Origin of the sequence: Thermomonospora umbrina, from assembly GCF_003386555.1 — a bacterium.
Lineage (GTDB): Bacteria > Actinomycetota > Actinomycetes > Streptosporangiales > Streptosporangiaceae > Thermomonospora > Thermomonospora umbrina.
Genome location: NZ_QTTT01000001.1, coordinates 6,861,342 through 6,880,835, shown reverse-complemented (window position 1 = coordinate 6,880,835; position 19,494 = coordinate 6,861,342). Strand labels below are relative to the sequence as shown.

Annotated in this window: 20 protein-coding genes and 1 pseudogene; 16 read left to right on the top strand and 5 right to left on the bottom strand. The window is 70.2% G+C overall.

Going from position 1 to position 19,494, the window contains the following annotated elements; all coding sequences use genetic code 11:
- Positions 1–45 precede the first annotated feature (45 nt).
- From DFJ69_RS35945 to DFJ69_RS31120, 6 genes and pseudogenes are all read left to right on the top strand, one after another.
- Positions 46–1,392 carry a hypothetical protein gene (locus DFJ69_RS35945; RefSeq protein WP_245974821.1) on the top strand — a complete coding sequence of 449 codons (1,347 nt, stop codon included), beginning with the start codon at positions 46–48 and terminating at the stop codon, positions 1,390–1,392.
- A pseudogene (locus DFJ69_RS35940) lies at positions 1,310–2,014 on the top strand (Tn3 family transposase); the annotation flags it as partial. The gene DFJ69_RS35945 and the pseudogene DFJ69_RS35940, both read left to right, overlap by 83 nt.
- Positions 2,015–2,117: 103 nt before the next feature.
- The gene (locus DFJ69_RS35935; protein ID WP_245974650.1) at positions 2,118–2,711 is read left to right on the top strand and encodes a transposase; all 594 of its coding nucleotides are present in this window, start codon (positions 2,118–2,120) and stop codon (positions 2,709–2,711) included.
- Positions 2,712–3,056: 345 nt separating this feature from the next.
- Positions 3,057–3,641, top strand: coding sequence for an RNA polymerase sigma factor (locus tag DFJ69_RS31130; RefSeq protein ID WP_245974649.1), 585 nt, complete (start codon positions 3,057–3,059; stop codon positions 3,639–3,641).
- Positions 3,634–4,659 (top strand): CU044_5270 family protein, encoded by a 1,026-nt coding sequence (locus tag DFJ69_RS31125; protein WP_147312529.1) that lies wholly within the window; start codon positions 3,634–3,636, stop codon positions 4,657–4,659. The genes DFJ69_RS31130 and DFJ69_RS31125 overlap by 8 nt, the downstream gene beginning before the upstream one ends.
- A gap of 596 nt (positions 4,660–5,255) precedes the next feature.
- A complete protein-coding gene (locus tag DFJ69_RS31120) occupies positions 5,256–5,822 on the top strand; it encodes an RICIN domain-containing protein (protein ID WP_170177874.1) in 567 nt (188 codons plus the stop codon).
- Between the two features lie 191 nt (positions 5,823–6,013).
- Here DFJ69_RS31120 and DFJ69_RS31115 read toward each other — a convergent pair whose 3' ends face one another.
- Positions 6,014–6,652 carry a recombinase family protein gene (locus DFJ69_RS31115; protein WP_116025875.1) on the bottom strand — a complete coding sequence of 213 codons (639 nt, stop codon included), beginning with the start codon at positions 6,650–6,652 and terminating at the stop codon, positions 6,014–6,016.
- A 301-nt stretch (positions 6,653–6,953) separates the two neighbouring features.
- On the opposite strand from DFJ69_RS31115, the gene DFJ69_RS31110 reads away from it, so the two are divergent.
- A complete protein-coding gene (locus DFJ69_RS31110) occupies positions 6,954–7,769 on the top strand; it encodes a hypothetical protein (protein ID WP_116025874.1) in 816 nt (271 codons plus the stop codon).
- A gap of 504 nt (positions 7,770–8,273) precedes the next feature.
- Positions 8,274–8,681 carry a hypothetical protein gene (locus tag DFJ69_RS34675; RefSeq protein ID WP_170177873.1) on the top strand — a complete coding sequence of 136 codons (408 nt, stop codon included), beginning with the start codon at positions 8,274–8,276 and terminating at the stop codon, positions 8,679–8,681.
- A gap of 62 nt (positions 8,682–8,743) precedes the next feature.
- On the opposite strand, the gene DFJ69_RS34670 is transcribed toward DFJ69_RS34675, so the two are convergent.
- Positions 8,744–8,884 (bottom strand): hypothetical protein, encoded by a 141-nt coding sequence (locus DFJ69_RS34670; RefSeq protein ID WP_211328875.1) that lies wholly within the window; start codon positions 8,882–8,884, stop codon positions 8,744–8,746.
- A gap of 1,531 nt (positions 8,885–10,415) precedes the next feature.
- Between DFJ69_RS34670 and DFJ69_RS31100 the strand changes: the two genes are divergently transcribed.
- From DFJ69_RS31100 to DFJ69_RS31070, 7 genes are all read left to right on the top strand, one after another.
- Positions 10,416–10,751 (top strand): histone-like nucleoid-structuring protein Lsr2, encoded by a 336-nt coding sequence (locus tag DFJ69_RS31100; protein WP_116025873.1) that lies wholly within the window; start codon positions 10,416–10,418, stop codon positions 10,749–10,751.
- A gap of 89 nt (positions 10,752–10,840) precedes the next feature.
- Positions 10,841–11,104, top strand: a complete 264-nt coding sequence (locus tag DFJ69_RS31095) for a hypothetical protein (RefSeq protein WP_116025872.1) — start codon at positions 10,841–10,843, stop codon at positions 11,102–11,104.
- Between the two features lie 712 nt (positions 11,105–11,816).
- Positions 11,817–13,019 (top strand): helix-turn-helix domain-containing protein, encoded by a 1,203-nt coding sequence (locus DFJ69_RS31090; protein WP_211328874.1) that lies wholly within the window; start codon positions 11,817–11,819, stop codon positions 13,017–13,019.
- Positions 13,020–13,271: 252 nt separating this feature from the next.
- The gene (locus DFJ69_RS31085; RefSeq protein ID WP_147312528.1) at positions 13,272–13,631 is read left to right on the top strand and encodes a hypothetical protein; all 360 of its coding nucleotides are present in this window, start codon (positions 13,272–13,274) and stop codon (positions 13,629–13,631) included.
- Positions 13,628–15,268: a Rossmann-fold NAD(P)-binding domain-containing protein gene (locus DFJ69_RS31080; protein WP_116025869.1), complete on the top strand. Its 1,641-nt coding sequence runs from the start codon at positions 13,628–13,630 to the stop codon at positions 15,266–15,268. Before DFJ69_RS31085 ends, DFJ69_RS31080 begins: the two co-directional genes overlap by 4 nt.
- The gene (locus DFJ69_RS31075) at positions 15,265–16,014 is read left to right on the top strand and encodes a hypothetical protein (protein ID WP_147312527.1); all 750 of its coding nucleotides are present in this window, start codon (positions 15,265–15,267) and stop codon (positions 16,012–16,014) included. The genes DFJ69_RS31080 and DFJ69_RS31075 overlap by 4 nt, the downstream gene beginning before the upstream one ends.
- Positions 16,011–17,093 carry a DUF3500 domain-containing protein gene (locus tag DFJ69_RS31070; protein WP_211328873.1) on the top strand — a complete coding sequence of 361 codons (1,083 nt, stop codon included), beginning with the start codon at positions 16,011–16,013 and terminating at the stop codon, positions 17,091–17,093. The genes DFJ69_RS31075 and DFJ69_RS31070 overlap by 4 nt, the downstream gene beginning before the upstream one ends.
- Here the strand turns inward: DFJ69_RS31070 and DFJ69_RS31065 are convergent.
- Entirely contained in the window at positions 17,075–17,752 is a 678-nt protein-coding gene (locus tag DFJ69_RS31065; RefSeq protein WP_170177871.1) for a class I SAM-dependent methyltransferase, read from the bottom strand. The two genes, DFJ69_RS31070 and DFJ69_RS31065, sit on opposite strands and share 19 nt — an antisense overlap.
- 206 nt (positions 17,753–17,958) lie before the next feature.
- On the opposite strand from DFJ69_RS31065, the gene DFJ69_RS36295 reads away from it, so the two are divergent.
- Entirely contained in the window at positions 17,959–18,081 is a 123-nt protein-coding gene (locus DFJ69_RS36295; protein WP_281275930.1) for a hypothetical protein, read from the top strand.
- A gap of 5 nt (positions 18,082–18,086) precedes the next feature.
- Here the strand turns inward: DFJ69_RS36295 and DFJ69_RS31055 are convergent, their stop codons facing one another.
- Both DFJ69_RS31055 and DFJ69_RS35115 read right to left on the bottom strand, forming a co-directional pair.
- Complete coding sequence (locus DFJ69_RS31055) at positions 18,087–18,959, bottom strand: DUF4279 domain-containing protein (RefSeq protein WP_116025866.1); 873 nt, start codon at positions 18,957–18,959, stop codon at positions 18,087–18,089.
- 52 nt (positions 18,960–19,011) lie between these two features.
- Positions 19,012–19,257, bottom strand: coding sequence for a hypothetical protein (locus DFJ69_RS35115; protein WP_211328872.1), 246 nt, complete (start codon positions 19,255–19,257; stop codon positions 19,012–19,014).
- Positions 19,258–19,494: the final 237 nt, after the last annotated feature.

The following is a 19,494-nucleotide window of genomic DNA, read 5'->3' as shown; positions in this document are numbered from 1 at the left end:
GGCGGGGCAGGTGGGGGTCGATCCGGGGCTGTTCGGGGAGTACCGGTGGTCGGGTCGACGATCGAGTATCACCGCAAGCAGGTGCGGGATGCGCTGGGGTTTCGGGAGTCGACCCGGGCGGATGAGGACGTGCTGGCCGGGTGGCTGGCGGACACGATCTGCCCGATGGTGTTCACCGATGAGGGGCTGCGGTCGGCGCTGGTCAGGCGCTGCCGAACGTTGAAGATCGAGCCGCCGGGCCGGGTGGACCGGATCGTCGGCGCGGGCCGGGCGCGGTTCGAGCGGGGGTTCTGCCTGCATGTGCTGAACGGGTTGTCTGCGGATGCGGCGCGGTCGTTGTGGGAGCTGGCCACGGGCGAGGACGGGTTCCTGTTGGAGTTGAAGTCCGACCCGGGCCGGCTGGGGCTGGAGACGCTGCTGGAGGAGATCGTCAAGCTGCGGCGGGCGAAGGCGCTCGGGCTGCCGGCGGATCTGTTCGGCGGGTATTCGGATCGGCTGGTGGCGTCCTGGCGGGCGCGGGCGTCGCACCCGTCGGATTTGGCGGCGAACCGGCCGCCGGTGCGCTGGGCGTTGGTGGCGGCTTTGGCGTGGTCGCGGACGACGGAGATCACCGACGCGCTGGTCGATCTGTTCATCGGTCTGGTGTCGAAGATCAACACGCGGGCGGAGCGGAAGGTCGAGAAGGCGATCGAGGCCGAGGCCAAGAAGGTGCACCGCAAGACCGAGAAGCTGTTCTCGATCGCCGAGGCGTCGCTGAAGAAGCCGGAGGGCACGGTCCGGCAGGTGGTGTTCCCCGCGGTCGCGGGTGGAGAGACGACGCTGCGGGCGTTGGTGGCCGAGGCGAAGGCGGACGCCAAGGCGTACAAGGCCCGGGTCCGCACCGTGCTGACCAGCTCGTACACGAGCTACTACCGGCGGATGCTGCCCAAGCTGCTGGCCGCGATCGAGTTCAAGTGCAACAACACCGCCTACCGGCCGGTGATGGACGCCCTGGACCTGCTCCAGCGGTACGCCGACATACCCAACACCACCCGCCACTACGACGCGTCGGAGAACGTCCCGATCAAGGGCGTCGTGCCGGACGGCTGGCTGGAGGCGGTCGTCGACTGCGACGGCGTCATCGAGCGGGCCTCCTACGAGCTGTGCGTGATCGTGTCGCTCAAGGACGCGCTGCGCCGCCGGCGCCCGCCGCTGGCGCAACCCCGAGGAGGACCTGCCGACCGACTTCGAGGACAACCGGGACGTCCACTACGAGACCCTCAGCCAGCCGCTGGACGGCGCCGTGTTCATCGAGACCCTCAAGGAGGCGATGCGCGCCTCGATGACCGCGGCCGGCGACGCCGTCGCCAAGAACAAGTCCGGCGGCACGAAGGTGAAGACGCACCGCGGTGAGCCGCGCTGGCACATCCCCGACCTGGGCTGGCTGCAAGTTCCGGAGAACCTGCGGGCGCTGCACGCCGAGGTCGCCGCCCGCTGGGGGATCATCGACCTGCTGGAGTTCTTGAAGGAGTCGGACTTCGTCACCGACTTCACCGACGCGTTCACCACGGTCGCGACCCGCGAGGCCACCCCTCGGGAGGTGATCCGCAAACGCCTGCTGCTGGTCCTGTACGCGCTGGGCACCAACGTGGGGATCAAGCGGGTCGCCGACGGCGGACGGCACGGCGAGACCGAGGCCGCGCTGCGCGCGACCAGGCACCTGTTCGTCACCCGCGACAACCTGCGCAACGCGATCTCGACCCTGGTCAACGCCACCTTGAAGATGCGGGACCCGCTGTGGTGGGGCAACGGCACCGCCTGCGCGTCGGACTCCAAGAAGTTCGGGTCCTGGTCCTCGAACCTGATGACCGAGTACCACACCCGCTACGGCGGCCCCGGCGTCATGATCTACTGGCACGTCGACCGCAAGTCGGTGTGCGTCTACTCCCAGCTTCGCTCCTGCAACGCCTCCGAGGTCGCCGCGATGATGGAGGGCGTGCTGCGGCACTGCACCGACGCGACCATCGACCGCCAGTACACCGACAGCCACGGCCAATCCCTGGTCGGGTTCGCGTTCTCCCCACCTACTGGGCTTCAAGCTGCTGCCGAGGATCAAGAGAATCGCCCACCAGAAACTGGTGAAGGCCGACCCCGGCGACCCCGTCCCGTCCTGCCTGACCGGCATGGTGACCGACAAGCCGATCGACTGGGACATCATCGCCCAGCAGTACGACCAGATGGTCAAGTACGCCACCGCCCTGCGCCTGGGCACGGCCGAGGCCGAACAGGTCCTGCGCCGCTTCACCCGCGGCGGCCCCAAACACCCCACCTACAAGGCCATCGAGGAACTCGGCAAAGCCGTCAAGAGCGTCTTCGTCGCCGAGTACATCGCCTCCGAGCATCTGCGCCGCGAGATCCACGAGGGCCTACAGGTCGTGGAGAACTGGAACTCCGCCAACACCGACCTGTTCTACGGCAGCGCCGGCACCATCCCCGGCAGCGACAAGGAGCACCAGGAGGTGTCCATGCTCAGCCTCCACCTGCTCCAGTCCGCGCTGGTGTTCATCAACACCCTGCTCATCCGGTCGGTCCTGAAGGACCCCGCCTGGCGGCAACGCCTGACCGACGCCGACAAGCGCGGCCTGTCCCCGCTGTTCTGGTCCAACGCCAACCTCTACGGCACCATCGACATCGACATGGGCCGCCGCCTCCACCTCGACCTCGCGGCCTGACCGCCCATCACCCCCTCGATCACCCCGGATCGGTGTCGGTAAGACCGTTGTCGCCAGATACACCCCAACGAGTCGGCCGGGGTCACCCAGGGGGGGGAATCGGCCGGTCGGGCAGCAGACCGTCCGGCGCGGGCGGCCGGCCGCAGTGGCGGCGTTCGGCCTCGGCCGCGGCGATCCCTTCGGCGGTTCGGCCGGTTGAGCAACAATCCCAGAGTTCGCTGAGGCCTCCGCCCGAACGGGTCGAGTCGTTTGGAACCCGTTCGGGCGTTGGTGGAGAGACATGGGTGACATCCCCCGACAGGGAAGGATCCCTATGCCGGACTTGGCCCCACCATGGCGACGCTGATGAGCGCCGAATCGTTGGCCGTCGACGACGCCGACATCATCGCCGGTTCCCGGGAGGACCCGGAGATGTTCGCGGCGCTCTTCGACCGGTACTCGGTGATGCTGCACCGTTATGTCCATCGTCGTCTGGGGCCGGATATAGCCGAGGATGTGGTCGCCGAGACCTTCCTGGCCGCCTTTCGGCGCAGGAACGGCTTCGATCCCGCCCGCGGCGACGTTCGGCCGTGGCTGTTCGGGATCGCCACCCGCCTGATCGCCAGGCATCGGCGCACCGAGGCGGCCCGTTATCGGGCGGCGGCACGCGCCCCGGTCGAGCACACGCAGGACTTCCCGGCCGATCGGATTGCTGCGGAGGTCAGCGCGCACGCGGCGCGGACCGTGCTGGTGAAGGCGCTGGCCGGGCTGAACGCCGGGGAACTGGACGTGCTGCTGCTCATCGCCTGGGCGCAGCTCAGCTACGAGGAGACGGCCGCCGCGCTGGAGGTTCCGATCGGGACCGTGCGCTCACGGCTGAACCGCGCCCGGACGAAGGTCCGTACGGCGCTCAACGGAGTCGACCCCACCCGGGAGCAGAGCGATGGATGAGATGACGACCCTCGACGACCTCGGCGAGCACCTCGACCCGGCGGGCGCCCCACCGCTGACGCGCGCCCGCATGGCTGTTCTCGCGGAACTGGCCGCCCCCGCGTCCCGTCCGCGTCGGGGCGTGTCGCGCAGGTGGACGGTCGGCATCACGGCCACCGTGGCGCTGACCTCAGTCGCTGCGGCGGCCGTCGTGCTGGCACCGGTGACCTCGGTGGACCGACGGCAGCCCTTGGCGCTCGCCGGGGCGTCGGAGATCTTGAACCGCGCCGCCGAGGCCGCCGACCGGGAACCCACCCTCACCCCTCGCCCTGACCAGTACCTGCACATCGAGATCCGCGCGGCGGGCAGAGAGCCCAACCGGTTCGGGTACGGCTGGCCCGCATCACTCGGCGACGCCATCGTCATGACCGACCCACCGGGACGGCCCTTCTCGATCACGCTCCGTTCCTGGCTGTCGGTGGACGGGACCCGCTCGAGCCTCCAGGAGCGCAAGCCCTGGAACAGTTCGAGGCCGGAACGGTGGTGGCGACCGGGCTGCCTCAACGGGCGGGAGGTTCTGCCGGGTCGGCCCGCCGGACGCGCCTGCGTCACCGATCCGGCCCATCTGAGCCGTATGCCCACCGACGCCCTAAGCCTACGCGGCTTCATCGAGGCCATCGGCCGACGCGACATGCCGCAGCGCCCGAAGGGATCGCACCGGCCGTCCGGGGAAAGCGAGTTCGCAAGCGGGTTCCGAGATGTGCTCGCCAGGGGTTATGTCCCCCCGAAGGCCAGAGCCGCGCTCTTCCGCATGCTCGCGCAGAACCCCCGCGCCACGGTGGACCGCGATATCACCGATCCGGCGGGGCGCAAGGGCGTCGGAGTGACGCTGTACGGCCAAGAGATGATCTTCGATGCCCGCACCTATCGCTACCTCGGAGTCCGGGCGACCCTCCCCGCGAAGACCCGGACCTACTCGACGATCGCGATCACCAACGTGGCCATCGTGGACCGCCCGGCCCAGCCACCACGCCCCTGACCATCGCCGCACGACGCCCGGGCCGGCCCGAACACGCTGGCCGCGATGAAGAGACGGCCGGGCCCCGGCGTCAGATCGGCAGAGCCTGCACGGCTGCGGCGAACGGGTCGCCCGATCGGTGTGGTTCCGGCACTCGCCGACGCTCGCAGATGTACCTTGCCGACGCGCCAGGCCCGGCGCAGCCTTCGACCGGACGGAACACATTCAGACGAATGCCCACCGAGACGGGACGTCGGAAGAGGCGATTCTCAGATGGCTTAGGAATTGGGCCACGCCCATCGTCACCGGGCACCTCCAACACACCATAGGTGTGGCTTCGCCTGGCTTGCCTTGCACGCAGAACCGCATCCATGCCAAACGAGTGGTCAAGCGGAGCCACCTGACCGAGAAGCACGCACGTCCACTTAAGGAAGCACAAGGAGTTCTATTTCGCACTCCTGTGCTTAATCGGCAATCGATTCGATGCTCTGCGAGGAGAATGTGTTCAGTGATGACGGACACAGAAGGGACGATCACCCTTGACTTCTGATTCTACGGCCATGGAAGATGCTCACGTACAGAACGGAAAGTCGTCACAACAACGGAAAGGATCCCTGATGTCCACCCTTCGGAGTTCATCTATCGGTTCGGTCGTACGCAGGGCAAACATCACGGTGGGTGCCGGCGTCATGGTCTTCGCGGCTATGGCGGCGCCTGCCCTCGCCGACCCCGTCCCCAGCCCTCAGGACGTCGGAGCGGCGTCGGAGGGTTACTACTACGTCGAGAACTACAACAGCGGAGATTGCGTCGCGGTGCCGAATGGCCTACCGGATCCCGGTCGCCAGGTCGTGCAATGGTCCTGCCTTCCCGGGGCCGATTCTAAGATCTGGTACTTCGACGCCGTGGGAACAGTCGGCGATGACGTCGTCTACCAAATCTCCAACCACGCCAGCAAGATGTGCCTGGCGATCGGTGGAGGAGACACCACCCAGGGCAAGCCGGCCATCCAATGGCACTGCGGCAACGGGAATGAGCAGAAGTGGGTCTATGACGATGCCGGTCGTCTGAAGAACCTCGCAACCTACAAGTGCCTGGCGGTTCCCGACGGCTCCCACCAGGACGGTAAGGGCCTCGTCCAGTGGTCCTGCGGCAGCGGAAACGAGCAGAAATGGCGCCTGTACTAGGCGCGACGGGCATGGCGGCCCAGGACTCCTAGAACTCCGGTGAGCCGCAAAGCAAGGCGGTCATCCCGCTTCGGCAACGTTCTTCGCCCTCCACTCGGGTCCGTGCGACCAGGGGAAAGGTAGCTTTGCGCAGTCCTCGTCACGGTGGGTGTTCGCCTGACCGTGACGAGGCTGCGGCCCAGCCCCCTCGATCACTCTGATGAAGGCTGGGCCGTCTGATCGGGCAGCAGGTCGGCCAAGGCCGTCCGGACGGCGGCCCGACTCGCCCCGTGGGTGCGTGCGCGGACCGCGATCGAGGCGCCCTGTTCCCGGAACGCCGACCGCACATCCTCAAGCCGGGCACCGGCCAGCGCGGGCGGCCAGCCGCGGTAGCGTCCCTCGGCCTCGGCGATCCCCTCGACGGTCAACTCGTTCTGCAGGTCGCGCTGGAACTGCCCCACAGCGATGATCAGAGCGGTCGTCGCGTCGTCTGCGGCCAAATCGTGGAAGTTGGACAGAGGTCCGAACGGGGCCCGCAGCACGACGCCGCGGGCCTGGCACCAGTCGCGGACGGCGTGGATGTCCACCAGGTCGCGGCAGAGCCGGAACAGCTCCGACACCGTGAGCGTGTCGCCGGGGTGCGCGGCGGCGACCTCACCGAACGCGGGCCGCTCCAACGCGGGGATCTTGGAGGTGGTGGCCGGGTCCTCGAACAGCAGCACGCCCTCGGCCGGACGGAACCCTTCGGCCACACCCTCGGTGCGGACCAGTAGCCCGGCCTCGGTGAGGACGTGCCGCTGCCGCAGCAGCGACTGGACCGCGGTGGACGAGCGGGAGTAGACGATCCGCACCGGCGCTCCTCGGGAAGGACGACGCCCCGTTCCATCTGTCGAAAAAACCTGTCGTCAATCAGCACGCGGAATTGAATGCATGGCGGGGCGTTTCGTCCTCTGCCGTCCGTTTCTCTGGAGATGGTCGGCTACCTGTCGGGAAACCTTCTTAACCCGACGCCCATCACGCGAACCCGATGCCGTCCCCGGACCTACCTGGCGGCTGGGGACACGTTCGGGAGCGGAGGGCCAAGACGGCCCGCCCGCCGTCGGCGACGCGCGGCGGCGCGCGCTGGAGGCCGTCGACGTCATCACCGCGGCGTTGAAGACGGACCCGACCATCGCCGGGGAGGTGGCGCGGGCCCGGCCGTTGGACCTGGCCGGCGAGACGCTGCGCCAGCTCCGTCCGCTGGCGCGGCAGGCCGCCGGCGAACTGAACCGTCGGGAGCTGGCCGCGCTGCCCGGCCGCGAACGCGAGATCGCGCGGTTGGGGCGCACCAACCCGCAGGCCCCCGACGAGCTGGAGGCGATGTCGAGGCGCTTGCTCACCCTGGCCGACGAGATCCGGGACGACGCCCTGCCGGACTGGAACACCCCCCGCCGCATCCGGGAGCGGTCGACGCGGCTGCTGCCGGACGTCGGACGCCTGGCCGAGATCGCCGACGCGCTGCGCGAGGCGGTACGGCCCGCGCTCGAGGTGGCCCCCCCGACCCGCAGGCGGTCCGCCTGGCCGCCCTCGCCGATCAGATCTGCGCCCCGCCCGGCCGCGCCCGCCGCTGCGCCGGCCCCCGGCTGCGGACGGGAGCTGGAGCACGCCGACGTCGGCCGCCGCCGCCGGTACTGCGGAGACGCCTGCCGTCAACGTGCTCGCAGAGCCCGCACCGGCCCCGCCGCCACAGCCGAACGCGGCGACGGCGACGGCCGCGCCCGGTTGCGCGAGGTCCTGGAGGGCCTGCCGCCCGACACCCGCCCGGTGCCCTCGGTGGCTGGCTACGACGAGCTGCTGAGCCGCACGCCGTCCGCGTCGCCGGGCACGGCCGCGCCCGGCGACGGCGCCGCCGACGCCGGGGTACAGGGTCGGGGAACCCATGGACGGCCATTGACGCCGAGAAGGATCATGGTGCGGGGCGGACCATAGAGATCACCGATTCTGTCCGGTGTGCCCGCCGGTGTTTCCGCAGCTCACAAGCTTTCAGCGCGAACGCCAGGGATTTAGCCCCCGACCCGATACGGCGTCCAACCGCCGAAACCAGGGTCACCGGCAGCCACCAGAACCGCCCCGACCACCGGCTGTGACCACCCCGGCGTAAGACGCTCGACCGACGGCAGCCCCGACCGGTAGGCGGAAGCCCCCGCCGCGCGATCAAGACCTACCTGGCACCTCGGGACACGTTCGGGAGTAGGACGCCATGAACACAACTCGGTGCGGCCGGCGTACGGCTGGCAGCGACCAACGCCATGACCCGGCTCGCGCTGCGCCTGGTCGACCTCGCTGACCCCGTCGAGGCCGCCGCCAACGACAAATGACAACCCGCGGCCCGCATCAGAACGGCCAGTCACGTTAGGAACGGCCTGCCGGGCTCCTTACCGTGACTGGCCGTTCGGTTGCTGCTCAAGCCCCGCCGACGCCGGCAACGGTGTCGTGCGATGGGTCAGCACCCGCGCCGACCTGCCCAAGGCGCGGGTGTGGATCGGCCCCTACCAGTCCTCGCCCGGCAGCGGCGAGCCCACCATCCAGATCAGCGACGCCCACGACGACAGTGGCCAGGGCGAAGGCGGGGCGATCGGCGAGCTGGCCTCCGAAAGCGCCCGCCGCCGCCTCCTGGCCGAATGCCTGGCCGACCGGCAGAAGGAGGAATTCCACGATCCCGAGTTCCACGACGACGGAGGCCTCGGCGACGAGGCGGACGACGGCCGCCTACGGGTGTGCGGAGAACCACACCCGACCGGCTCCCACGGGCACTGCACCCTGCCGCCCGGCCACACCCACCACGTCCACCAGACCGCCAGTGGCCCCGCAGCAGTTCCTGACATCGTCCGCTCTCGATAGCCGCCGTACGAACCGCGCCGGCCGTGCTTGAGTGCGCGTCGGTGGCTTGGTGTTTTCTGTTGTCAGGGCAATAGATAGAACCCGGCCAACGGCTTTACGTTGTAGATCCGTCGCGGATGCGAGTCTAGGGCCGCCGCCTGCGGACGGCGGCGGTGCAGCGCCAGGAAGCGTTCGCCGGTGCCGGTCCTCCGGTCCGAGGACACGCGGCGCATCGGTGTCACGCGTCCTGGAGTTGATCGGCACTCCCAAGACGTCGAGGGCCAACGCGGTGAGCGGGCCGCAGATGGCGTGGACGGCCACCGTCAGCCACTGACCCAGCAGCAGCAGGGTGGCGGGGTCGGCCACCAGGTACGCGAGCCAGCGGCACGCAGGGGCGCCGTGTCATCAACGTCTCCGCCCCCAGACCGGCGAAACTCACCGGGCAGATCGCCCGGCTCGCTCAAGCGAACGAGGAAGCGAGCCCTTACCCACCGGGCTCACCACACAAATCCGCCATAAGTGGATCTGGAACACTTACGGCCTCACCGAGTGCTCCAGGCGCCACTTCCCAACCCGGGACCGCTGCGAGCGATTCACGCCACATGCGGGCCGGGCTGCAGCCGAGTGTTTCCTCTTTCACGGCACCCGACCGGTCGGGGCGCCTCCAGGACAGTCCGCCGGCCGAACCTTCTACTGGGGCGGTCAGGCGCTCCGCCGGGGTGGGCGCGCGATCTGGATCGCCCTGACGGTGCATGGCGACAGGCTCATGCCCAGCATCGATTCCGACCCGCGGCAGACCGCCTCCGCCACACCTTTCCTTCGATGACCGCTCTATCGGGAATGTCGCCGGCCATCACCACCGCGGTTTGCTACCAAGAGGTCGCTCCCGATCCGCCGTGGCCCGGTCGACGCGTGATCGGTCGCTCTCGGAAGGAACCTCCCCTAGGAGGCATGGGTGATGCGGCAGAGCCGTGTCGCGAACGCGTCCGACCTCAATCGACATCTGCGTCCGTGCCCGGCACGCCATATACAAGGACCCGCCAGGGGGTGTTTCGAGCATGGACGGCAGTGCCGGGGCGCTGTGGCCTTGGCGACCCGACGGCGCTGGTCGGGCCGGGGCCGTATGACGCCGTACCACCGAGACCCGGTCCGGCCCGACCGCCTTGGTGCTCATGCTGTCGCCAAGGCGCTGACTTGTGGTGATGCCGTCCGATGTACAGAATGACATGTCCGTTCTGCCCGGTCCGGCCCCCGCCACCACCCTTGTCACCGCCGACGGCTGCCCGTGGACTCCTCGACCCCGCGTCCCGCCCCCTCGGGCGGGACGATCGAAGCGATCGTGCGCGATCAAGGCGTGCCCCACACGCCCGGGCGCCACCGCCGACCCCTTGATCAGCCCTTGGCGCCAATACTTACGAATAGAGCCCCGGACCCAGGTTCGCGGATCACCTCCACCCTCGCACCGAACCCACCGCCCATAATCTCTGGCGTCGCTTCCCACCTGTCGCGCATCGTCTGGCTGGGCGACCTCAGAGCCTGCCCGGTAAGGCACAGTCCACAACCGCTGATCCATCGCCGCCGGTGGAGTGGAGTCTCAGCGACCCAACTTGGAGACATGCGACCGCTGCCAGTCGGTCCGGCTAATGGAGCCCGTTGAGTGACAGCCAATTGATTTTGGCTCGTTGTGGTTGCGTTGAGAACGGAGTAGGGGATACTTTCTTCGTCACCACATAGACTGGCGAAACGGAGAACGGTATGGCACAGAAGGTTCAAGTTCTACTCGTGGACGACCTTGACGGCGGTGACGCCGACGAGACGGTCACCTTCGGGCTCGATGGTGCCGTGTATGAGATCGACCTCAGCACAGACAACGGGAAGAAGTTGCGGCACGCACTGGAGCCCTTCATCAAGGCGGCCCGGAAGGGTGGTGGTAGCAGAGGGTCTGGTGCGCGGGGTCGCCGCAGCCGCACGCCATCCAGCCGCGAACGCAGCGCCGATATCCGCGCGTGGGCCAGGGCCCGAGGGATCAAGGTGAACGATCGTGGACGGATCCCGGCCACCGTCGTGGAGCAGTACGACTCCGCCAACTGACCGGGATAAGCCCTGCATCGCGTGATGGTGAACCCGTCTCGACAACGTCGTGCGAGGACAATCGTCGAACGTCCTTGACGAGCCGCGGTATGAGCGCGGCGGCGGCCAGGACGGGCCCGCACGCGCCCTTGACGGCGGTGGTGCGCGCCGTGTCTGCCGCCGGGCTCGCCGCCAAGTACGCCACCAGGATGAGGACCGATCCGGTCAGCTCGAAGTTCGCCGGCAGGCCCTGCACGTCGTCGGGGAACCGTCGTTGGATGAGCGTGGGTCGTAGGGGCCTGCCCCGGGGCCGACAGCACTCCCCCGGCGACGATCGCGGCGAACGGGGCGCCGGCGGCCATCACCAGGAGTGACTGCCTGGAGTCGGGGGGTGGCCGCGTCGTGCAGGCGCCGAACCGGCGTCAGAGCACGGGGATGGACCGGGCGCGCCCGCGCGCGTGGGACCGCCGAAAAGTCGGAAAACTCCATGCGGAAAAGGGACCGGCGGTCAGGTGTAGACGAGCCCTGGAACGCCCACCGGTCCGCCCGGGGGCGGCGAGACAGGCCCAAGACGATCTTTTCTTCTCCGGTGTCGGCCTGGATCGTCACCACGGGATCGGGGACGTCGGCCGTTCTAGCCTGGTGAGGTGGTTGGGCGGTTCGACGATGGTCATGGGCTCATGGCAGGCGACGGGTGCCCGTGGGTCCGGACGAGAAGTACACCCCTACCTCGGGAAGTGACCGGTACCGCCATTCGGGTCGGCCTGTGAGCTGGGCGTTCTTGCTGACCTGGGGTTCCGTCGCGCCTCTTCGGTACCTGTCTACGCGCATGGTGGTACTTCTAGTCCAGAGCCACAGGAGGGAGGGGCAAGCCCGCGCGGCCATCTTGAGGCGCGGTACCAGTGGACGGGTATCTCGGCGATGTCTGGTCCGCTGTGTCCAACAGGCGCGGGCCCCCTTCGGGTGTCTGGTCGGCGGTCTTCCAGTCGGCGCCCGCAGCTGCGGTTGAGGCTGAACCGTTGTGCCTGGGCGGTTGCGGTGGCGTACGTTCCAGATAAGTGGCCGCCGCACGAGAGGCTGACGGTGATGGCGTGGAGCGACTACACGACCGGTGAGCGGATCAAGATCCTTCGCGGGCCCGGGATGACGCAGGAGGAGTTGGCCGAGGCCGCCGGGGTGTCGGTCGCGACGATCCGCAAGGCGGAGGGCGACCGTGGCGTGGGACTGCCGTCGCTGCTGAAGATTTCGGCCGCGTTGCACACCGACGTGTCGGTGATGCTGGGCCAGCAGGAACCGCGCCGGGCGATGCACCGCGATGACCGGGCCATGCTGCGGGCACTATCGCGCGCCGTTCACGACACCGCCGCCGGAATCGGTGGCGGCGTTGAACCCGTCTCGGGTCGGGAGGTCGCCGCCGGGGTCGCGGCGGCGTGGGATCGGTATCGGACCGGGCAGTTCGCGGTGGCGGGGGCGTTGGCGGCCGTCGCCGTCCAGCAGGCGGCGGCCGCGGCCGGCGCGGTCCCGGTGGGCCGGGAGTCGTCGGCGGCGGTCGTGATGACGGATGCGTACAGGCTCGCGTCCTATGTCGCCAACCAGTTCGGTGCCCGTGATCTGGCGTACGCGGCGATCGGTCACGCCCAGGCGCAGGCGGAGCGGGCATCTGATCCGCTCAGGGAGGCGATGGTCGCCTCGGGCCGGTCGTGGATCTACCTGAGGGACGCGCGGCTCGAGCAGGCTGCCCAGACCGCCGAACGCTCTTACACGATGATCGAGCCCGGCTACGGCGACTCGGACCCGTATCTGTTGGCCATCTACGGTTGGCACGTGACGTTCGCGGCGGTGGTCGCCGCACGTGAGGGCGATGTCGCTCGCGCCGACGATCTGCTCGCGCAGGCCCGCGCCGTGGCCGCGAGGATGGGCCGGGACGTGAAGGTCAACGGCACGGCGTTCGGGCCGGTGACGGTGCAGGCCCAAGCGGTGGGGATCAGTGTGTCGACCGGCCGCCCGGCGCAGGCATTGAAGGCGTACGCGACCGTCGGTGACGTGTCGGTGCTGCCTCCGGCGGCCCGGAACCGGTTGATGCTGGACGTGGCGCTCGCGCTGGCGGACAGCCGCCGGTGGGACGCCTCGTTGGACACCCTGCTGGAGGTGTGCACGGCGCACCCGGACTGGGCGAGGCACCAGGCGCTCCCCGATGTGATCGCCCGCCGCGCGGCGCGGTCCAATCTCAGCGCGTCGCGGTACCGCAAGCTCGCCGCGATCCTCGGGACGTCCCACACCATCCGTTGACCAGCGGTCACACCGCCGGCTGCTACGCGACGTATCACTGTCACGGTGCGTAGTTCTCGGAGTGCTACGTGCCGGGCCTTCACCTGTTGAGGCACGGCGGGTTTGCTGAGGGCGTTCCTACGGGACCCGCATCAGGGGCCCGGCCATGCGAGGGCCGCCTTCCACGTCATCGGACGCGCCGATGGGCTGGTCACGGGCGGGTCGCCCTCGCCCCGGACCTTCGTCCCGCTCGCCAACGCGTTGGGAGTCGCGATGCCCTTGAAACGACCGCTGGACCGCCTCCACCGGCGCCGCGCCGGATCGGCCACCCTGGACCGGCCCGCCGGTGTCGCGCCCCTCGGCGCGGGCGCCGCCGAGATTCCCGCCTCCCGCCTCGAGGAGCTGCGGGTGGCGCTGCACGGCCGGGACCCGCAGGTGTACGCGAAGTTGACCGTCCCCGCCGGGGCCGTGCCGGTGCTGTCCGTCGGGCCCCGCGGCACACGTGTCGTCGTCGGCCGTGACAGGACCGTGTTCCAGTGGGGGCGGTGGGGCGGCGTCATCGGGCCGGTGTCGTCTCCCGACCGGGCCGCCGCCGCGATCCTGGCCGACCTCGCCCAGCGGGGCGGCGCATGAACGCCCCCGCCGCCGCTCCCGCGACGACCGCGGTGGCCGTCGCGCAGTCGCTCGCCGTTCGGTGCGTCGAGTTCGAGGGAGGACCGGACGACGCGGCCCTCGCGCTGCGAACCCTGACCTCCGCCCTCACCGTCTCCAGCGGGCCGGCGCACCCCCGCCCCGTTTCTGAGGCTGCGCCGGGGCACGCCTCGGTGGCGTTGCCGTTGGGCGGCACGGCGATGGTGTCGGTCACCCCGGCCGCCCCCGGCCGGTGGGCGGCGACGGTGACGGTCACCGACCCGGGCAGCGCCTCCGACGAAGACGTGGACGCGCTCCTGGCCGTGGTGGATCGGCTGCCGCTGACCGGCCGAGAGGTCGACCAGATCCGCCGCGACCTGCCGATCACCGGCGCGGTCGCAGCCCTGGCGGGGCCCGGCGCACTGGAGGGGCTGGCGGTGGTGGCGGCCATCCATCACATGCGCGACTTCGCCGGGCTTTTGCACGCCCTGATCGAGTGCGGGGCCGACCCGGCGCAGATGACGATCATCGACAAGGGCTACCCGTACCGCATGCGGGAGCGTGTCGACGGATGGCTGGAATGCCAGGGCGTCGCGCTGGTCGACTACCCGCAACGCGCTCTCGGGATCGCCGCGCACCTGGACCGCGCGAAGGCGGCGGGGATGCGGACGCTGGTGATGGACGACGGCGGTTATGTCCTGCCCGTCGTGCTGGATCGGTTCCCCGAGCGGCCCGGCGAGATCGTGGGCGTGGTGGAGCAGACCACGTCGGGGATCTGGCGGTTGGCCGACCATCACCCGCTGCCGGTGCCGGTCTTCTCGGTGGCCGAATCTCAGCTCAAGAGCGCCGTGGAGGCTCCGCATGTGGCCGCCGCCGCGCTCTCCTCGGTGATGGCCCATCTGCCCGATGAGACGTGGGCGGGACGGCCGGCGCTCGTCATCGGGTACGGGCGGCTGGGCCGCCAGACCGCCGCCCAACTCCGCGACACCCATCGGATGCGGGTCGCCGTCCACGACCTCAGCGCCGCGGCGTTGGTCACCGCGCATCAGGACGGGCATCGCGTCGGTCGGGATCTGGGCGCGCTGATCGCCGAGCACCGGCCGCTGCTGGTGATGGGCTGCGCCGGGCACGGCAGCCTCCTGGCGGAGCACGCCGCCGCGTTCCAAGCCTCGGCCTACCTGGCGTCGGTGACCAGCCGCGACCACGAGTTCCCGCTGACCGGGTGGGCGCGCAGCGCCCGCCGGGTGGTCGACCACGAGCCGGTGGGCCACACCTACGTGATGGACGACGACGTCGAGCTGTGCGTCCTCGGCGACGGTCTGCCGGTCAATTTCCACCATCGCGAGTCGCTGCCCACCCGGGTGATCGACCTCGTGTTCGCGGCGCTGCTCCTGGGCGGCCTCACGCTGGCCGAGCCCGGGCAGGGCGGTCACGGGCCCGGGGTGAACGTGCCGCTGGTCGACCAGATCCTCGGGGCGTCCCCGGCGCTGGCGACGTATCTGGACCTGTACGCCGAAGAGCCCTCCTCCCTCAGCGCCGGTTCCGGTGCGGGCGGGGTGCGGCGGCTGGTGACGGCCGCGCCCGACGGTCTGCCCGACCACACCCGCTCGGCGTGGACGTACGGCAGGAGGCCCCGATGACCGCACCGAACGCACCAGTGGAGCCGGTGTTCGTCGCCGACCCGCCCGCGCCGCTGACACGGCCGGTGCCCTCGGGGCTGCTGCTGCTCGCCGAGCGCCCCGCCGTACCCTCCGGGCACCTGCGCTGGCGCGGCCTGGGCGACGGCGGCGGATGGCTGCTGGGCCACCTGCCGTCCACCGCGTACGGCGGGCGACCGCCCGCTGGCTGGAACGAGACCGCCCTGCGACAGAAGGGGCTGGGGCCGGTGGTGGCGGCAGCGCTCCATGCGGGCGGGCACGCGGCCCCGGCGTGGACGGCGCTGCTGCTGTCGGCGCACCTGAACGGGCATCGCACCCCGTGGATGGGCCGCCGCCTGTGGACGACATCGGTCGAACGCCCGAGCGTGTGCCCGCCGGGGATGGCGGCGATCTGGCATCTGGTCGCGACCCGCACCCTGTCCGGCGCGGGCCTGGTCGACCGGGTGGTGTGGGAGGTCATGCCCGACGAACTCATCGAACGGTGGCTCGGAGCGCCCTGGCCGACGCAGCGGCACCGCCTCGACGACCGTCTGCTGCGGCTCTTGGAGCTGCGTCGTCTGCTGCGCGCCGGCGCCCTGCCCGACCGGGCCCCGTTCACCGCGTTGCGAAAGGCGTTGAACGGCGGATACCTGTCGGCCCGGTTCGCTCACCGCAACCTCGAACTCGTGGTGGCCGCGGCGGACGCGCTGCCGGAGCCGGCCGTGCACACCGAGCGCAGGGCGTCATGAGCGGCCCACCGCCCACCCCGCCGCAGCCACCGGACCCGCTCGGGGCCGCCGAGACCGCCGGGACCGCCGCGGCGATGGTGACGGCCGCGCGCCGACTGGTGGCCGTCCTGACCGACCGGCAGTCCCATCTCGCGCGCCTGCCGTGGGAGCATGCGGCGCGGACGCGGTGGACGTACCTGCCCCGCCCACGCACCGGCGTCCGGCTCCTGGACGTTGGGGAGGTCGCCCGCAAGGCGGCGCACCGGCTGCTGGCCACCGCCCTGTCCCGGCACGCCTTCGCGCAGGCCGTCACCATCATGGCCCTCGAGGAGGTCCTCGACCTCGATGAGGGCGGCCGGCGCGGCCGACACAGCGACGACTACCACGTCGTCGTCTTCGGCACCCCTTCGGTGGAGTCGGGGGCGGGGCCGTGGTCGTGGCGGCTGGAGGGCCACCACCTGCCGGTCACCGCCACCCTCACCCCCCAGAACGCAGGGTGGGAGGTGGTGGTGGCGCCGGTGTTCCTGGGCGCCCGCCCGGCCCGCGTCCACCACGCCCGCCCGGGGGGACGGCTCGTGGTGGGGCCGCTGGCCGCCGAGGAGGACGTGGCCCGCGAGCTGCTGCGGGCGCTGCCCCCGGCACTGCGCGCCCGCGCGGTCGTGGCCGACGCCGCGCCCGCCGACATCCACACCACCACCAGCGCCCACGTCCACACTCCGGTGGAGCCGCCCGGCGTCGCCGGCTGGGAGCTGGGCGGCGGCGCGGCCGAGCTGCTCGCCGAGCTGACCGCCCTGTACGTGGACCGGCTCGCCGAGCCGCTGGCCGAGCGCGGGCACGCCCGGCTCCGCGACGCCGAGGTGTTCTTCGCCTGGGAGGGCCCGACCGAACCCGGCCGGCCGTGCTACCACCGGCTTCAGGCACCTGGGCTGCTGCTGGTCGAGTACGACAACACCACCACCGGCCCGGGGGTCGCCGACCACGCCCACACGGTGCTGCGGCGGCCCGGAGCCGACTTCGGCGGCGACCCCCGGACCGCCCACCTGCCCGCCCGCCACCCCGACGCTCGGGCCGGTGCGGCGGGTCAGGACGGGCGGCGGTAGATGGCCTCGAACTGCATCCACTGGGAGCGGCCGTCGGGCCGCCAGGTCGAGTGGGGGCGGGGCCGCAGCACCGGCTCCAGTCCGGCGGCGAGGGCCTCGTGATGCAGCTCGGCCGCCGCCCAGAAATGCACCGTCAACCCCGCCTTCGGCCCCTCCCGGTAGAGCACCGAAAACGAGCCGTCCTCATGACGTTCCACCACATCGGCGGCGTGCCCCAGGTCGGTTCCCACGGCGTTGAGGCGCACGCAGAACAGGCCGCCCGGCGCGACCCGCTCCGACGCGTCCTCCAGGAGTGCGTGCGTGTCGGCGCGGGTGCCGTGCTGGAGCACCTGCAACGCGATGACCAGGTCGTAGCGCCGGTCGGCGGGCAGCGCCGATAGGTCCCCGACCACCAGGCGGTCCCGCCGGTCGGGAACCCGCGCCACCAACTGCTCGATCGCCGTCGCGGAGATGTCCAGCCCGATCAGGTCCAAGCCGGCCTCGATCATCGGGACGAGGTTCCTGCCCGATCCGCATCCGAGGTAGATGCCGTCGTGCAGGCCCGCGCGCTTGGCCGCCTGGACGATGTCCTCGGTGAAGGGAACCGGGGGCTCACCCGCGTAGCGGCCCCGCGCGTACTCCGCGTCCCACGACGCCGCCGCTTCCTCGACCTTCCCCAACCATCTCACCCCAACATGTGGTGCCTGGTACCGATGTGTGCCCGGCTATCTAGTGGTGCCACCGTAGCGGGATCTTCACCGCGACGAAGCCCGAACGGAGAACGAGAGGCCACCTAGCCCGCCGCGCCGACGGCGTACGGCCCGCCCGTCGCCCCCGCTCGTGCCCGAACGCTCACCCCGTCAACGGATAAACGGAGAATCCCCCGGTGAAACGCCTGATCGTGGATACCCACGCCGCATCGTGCTACTTCCGGACCTCGGTCGGAGGTGACGGCCGCAAGGCCCTCGTGCAGATCACCGAGCGCTGCAATCTCGACTGCTTTCATTAGGCAAGTCAGTTGTCGGCATCAGTGTTGTCGGTGAATCCGTTGGGGCGTAGGCGTTGGAGTGTCTGGTGCCGTTGGTCGAGTAGGTCGACTGCTTCTCGGAGGTCGCAGGCGAAGAGTTCTCGGATCTTGGCGAGGGCTTGGATGGTGGTGTTTGGGCCGAGGATGAGGTCGTCGATCTCCAGCCAGTCTCGTTCCGGGGAGCCCTGGGGTTGTTTCAGGGCGGCGATCTCGACGTGGAGTCGCTCGATCTCGGCGAGGATCTCTCGGTCTGAGGCGCTGGTGAGGACCGTGATTCCTTGTGGCCCCGGTTCCCGGTGGATGAGGTCGAGTTTCTGGGAGAGCCAGGCGCGTAGATCGGCCTGGTCATCGGGCTGGGCGGTCTGCTCTTCGGAGCTGTGCGGCTCGGGCTCATCGGGGGTCATGTCGTACTCATCGACGTCCAGGACGGCGCCGGTGGCGTCAAGGAAGTCCAGCAGAGGACGGTCGAGGTGCCATCCGAGGAGGTTGGGGGCGTCCGGCGCATCCGGCCGGCCGGCGGGTGCGCTGCCGTCATCTTCATCGGCGTTGAGGTAGCGCACGACCTCCAGTACCGCACCACCGTGTTCATCGTCTTCCGCGCGAAGATGCTGTGCGAGTTCGGCGATGCCGTCAACGTGGTCTCGGAGCCGGGCCAACACGCGGGCCACCTGCTGATCGACGTTCAGGCCCGGCTCACGACTGACGATCTTCCAGCTGTGGCTGGCAGGGATCGGCGGCGCAGCTCGCCGGCTTCCGCGGACCGAGACCTCGTCCGGTTCGATACCCAGCCGTGTTGTCATCTGTTCGGCAGAGGTCTGCCGGCTGAACAGCGCGAAGTAGACGTACTGGCGGATGCGCATCCTGGGACGATATCGGCGAGGCCTGTGGCTCTCCAGCTCGATTCCGGGCGTGTCAGCATGGCCCGATCATGGTCTGACCAGCTCGAACTGGGAGCCGGGCGATGTTTCCTGCTGCGGCGAGTTCCTCGCGTGCTCGGCCGAGTTCCAGTGACAGTTCGGCGATGGCCTGCCGCAGGGCGGCATTGGCGGCCCGTTCCGCCGCGAGCTCGCTTCTGGTGCGGGCGAGGTCGGTAGTCAGGCGGGCGTCGCGTTCGGCCAGGTCTCGCATGGCTTCCGGGGTGGAGTTCTGGGCTTTCACGCGGGCTTGGAAGTCCTCGACGAGGTGCTTGTGGTCGGCGTAGACGACGTCGCGGCGGAGCTGGGCTTCGGTAATCAGTTCGGTGGCCGTCAGGCGCCCTGACGTCGACCGTATCGGGGTTCCGGCGAGGAGCCGGTCCGCAGCTGCCTGGAGTGCGTCATGCTCGGCTTGGCGTTGCTGGGGTGCGGGTCAACCTCCTGGTCGGGGCCTGTGGGCCGGGTTGCTTGGTGGCGGGTG

Excerpts from the sequence above, each read along its gene's own strand:
- DFJ69_RS31130 (WP_245974649.1), top strand. The coding sequence starts at position 3,057 with ATGAGCGCCGAATCGTTGGCCGTCGACGACGCCGACATCATCGCCGGT.
- DFJ69_RS31100 (WP_116025873.1), top strand. The coding sequence starts at position 10,416 with ATGGCACAGAAGGTTCAAGTTCTACTCGTGGACGACCTTGACGGCGGT.
- DFJ69_RS31090 (WP_211328874.1), top strand. The coding sequence starts at position 11,817 with ATGGCGTGGAGCGACTACACGACCGGTGAGCGGATCAAGATCCTTCGC.
- DFJ69_RS31095 (WP_116025872.1), top strand. The coding sequence starts at position 10,841 with ATGAGCGCGGCGGCGGCCAGGACGGGCCCGCACGCGCCCTTGACGGCG.
- DFJ69_RS31085 (WP_147312528.1), top strand. The coding sequence starts at position 13,272 with ATGCCCTTGAAACGACCGCTGGACCGCCTCCACCGGCGCCGCGCCGGA.
- DFJ69_RS31080 (WP_116025869.1), top strand. The coding sequence starts at position 13,628 with ATGAACGCCCCCGCCGCCGCTCCCGCGACGACCGCGGTGGCCGTCGCG.
- DFJ69_RS31120 (WP_170177874.1), top strand. The coding sequence starts at position 5,256 with ATGTCCACCCTTCGGAGTTCATCTATCGGTTCGGTCGTACGCAGGGCA.
- DFJ69_RS31055 (WP_116025866.1), bottom strand. The coding sequence starts at position 18,959 with ATGCGCATCCGCCAGTACGTCTACTTCGCGCTGTTCAGCCGGCAGACC.
- DFJ69_RS31070 (WP_211328873.1), top strand. The coding sequence starts at position 16,011 with ATGAGCGGCCCACCGCCCACCCCGCCGCAGCCACCGGACCCGCTCGGG.
- DFJ69_RS31125 (WP_147312529.1), top strand. The coding sequence starts at position 3,634 with ATGGATGAGATGACGACCCTCGACGACCTCGGCGAGCACCTCGACCCG.
- DFJ69_RS31075 (WP_147312527.1), top strand. The coding sequence starts at position 15,265 with ATGACCGCACCGAACGCACCAGTGGAGCCGGTGTTCGTCGCCGACCCG.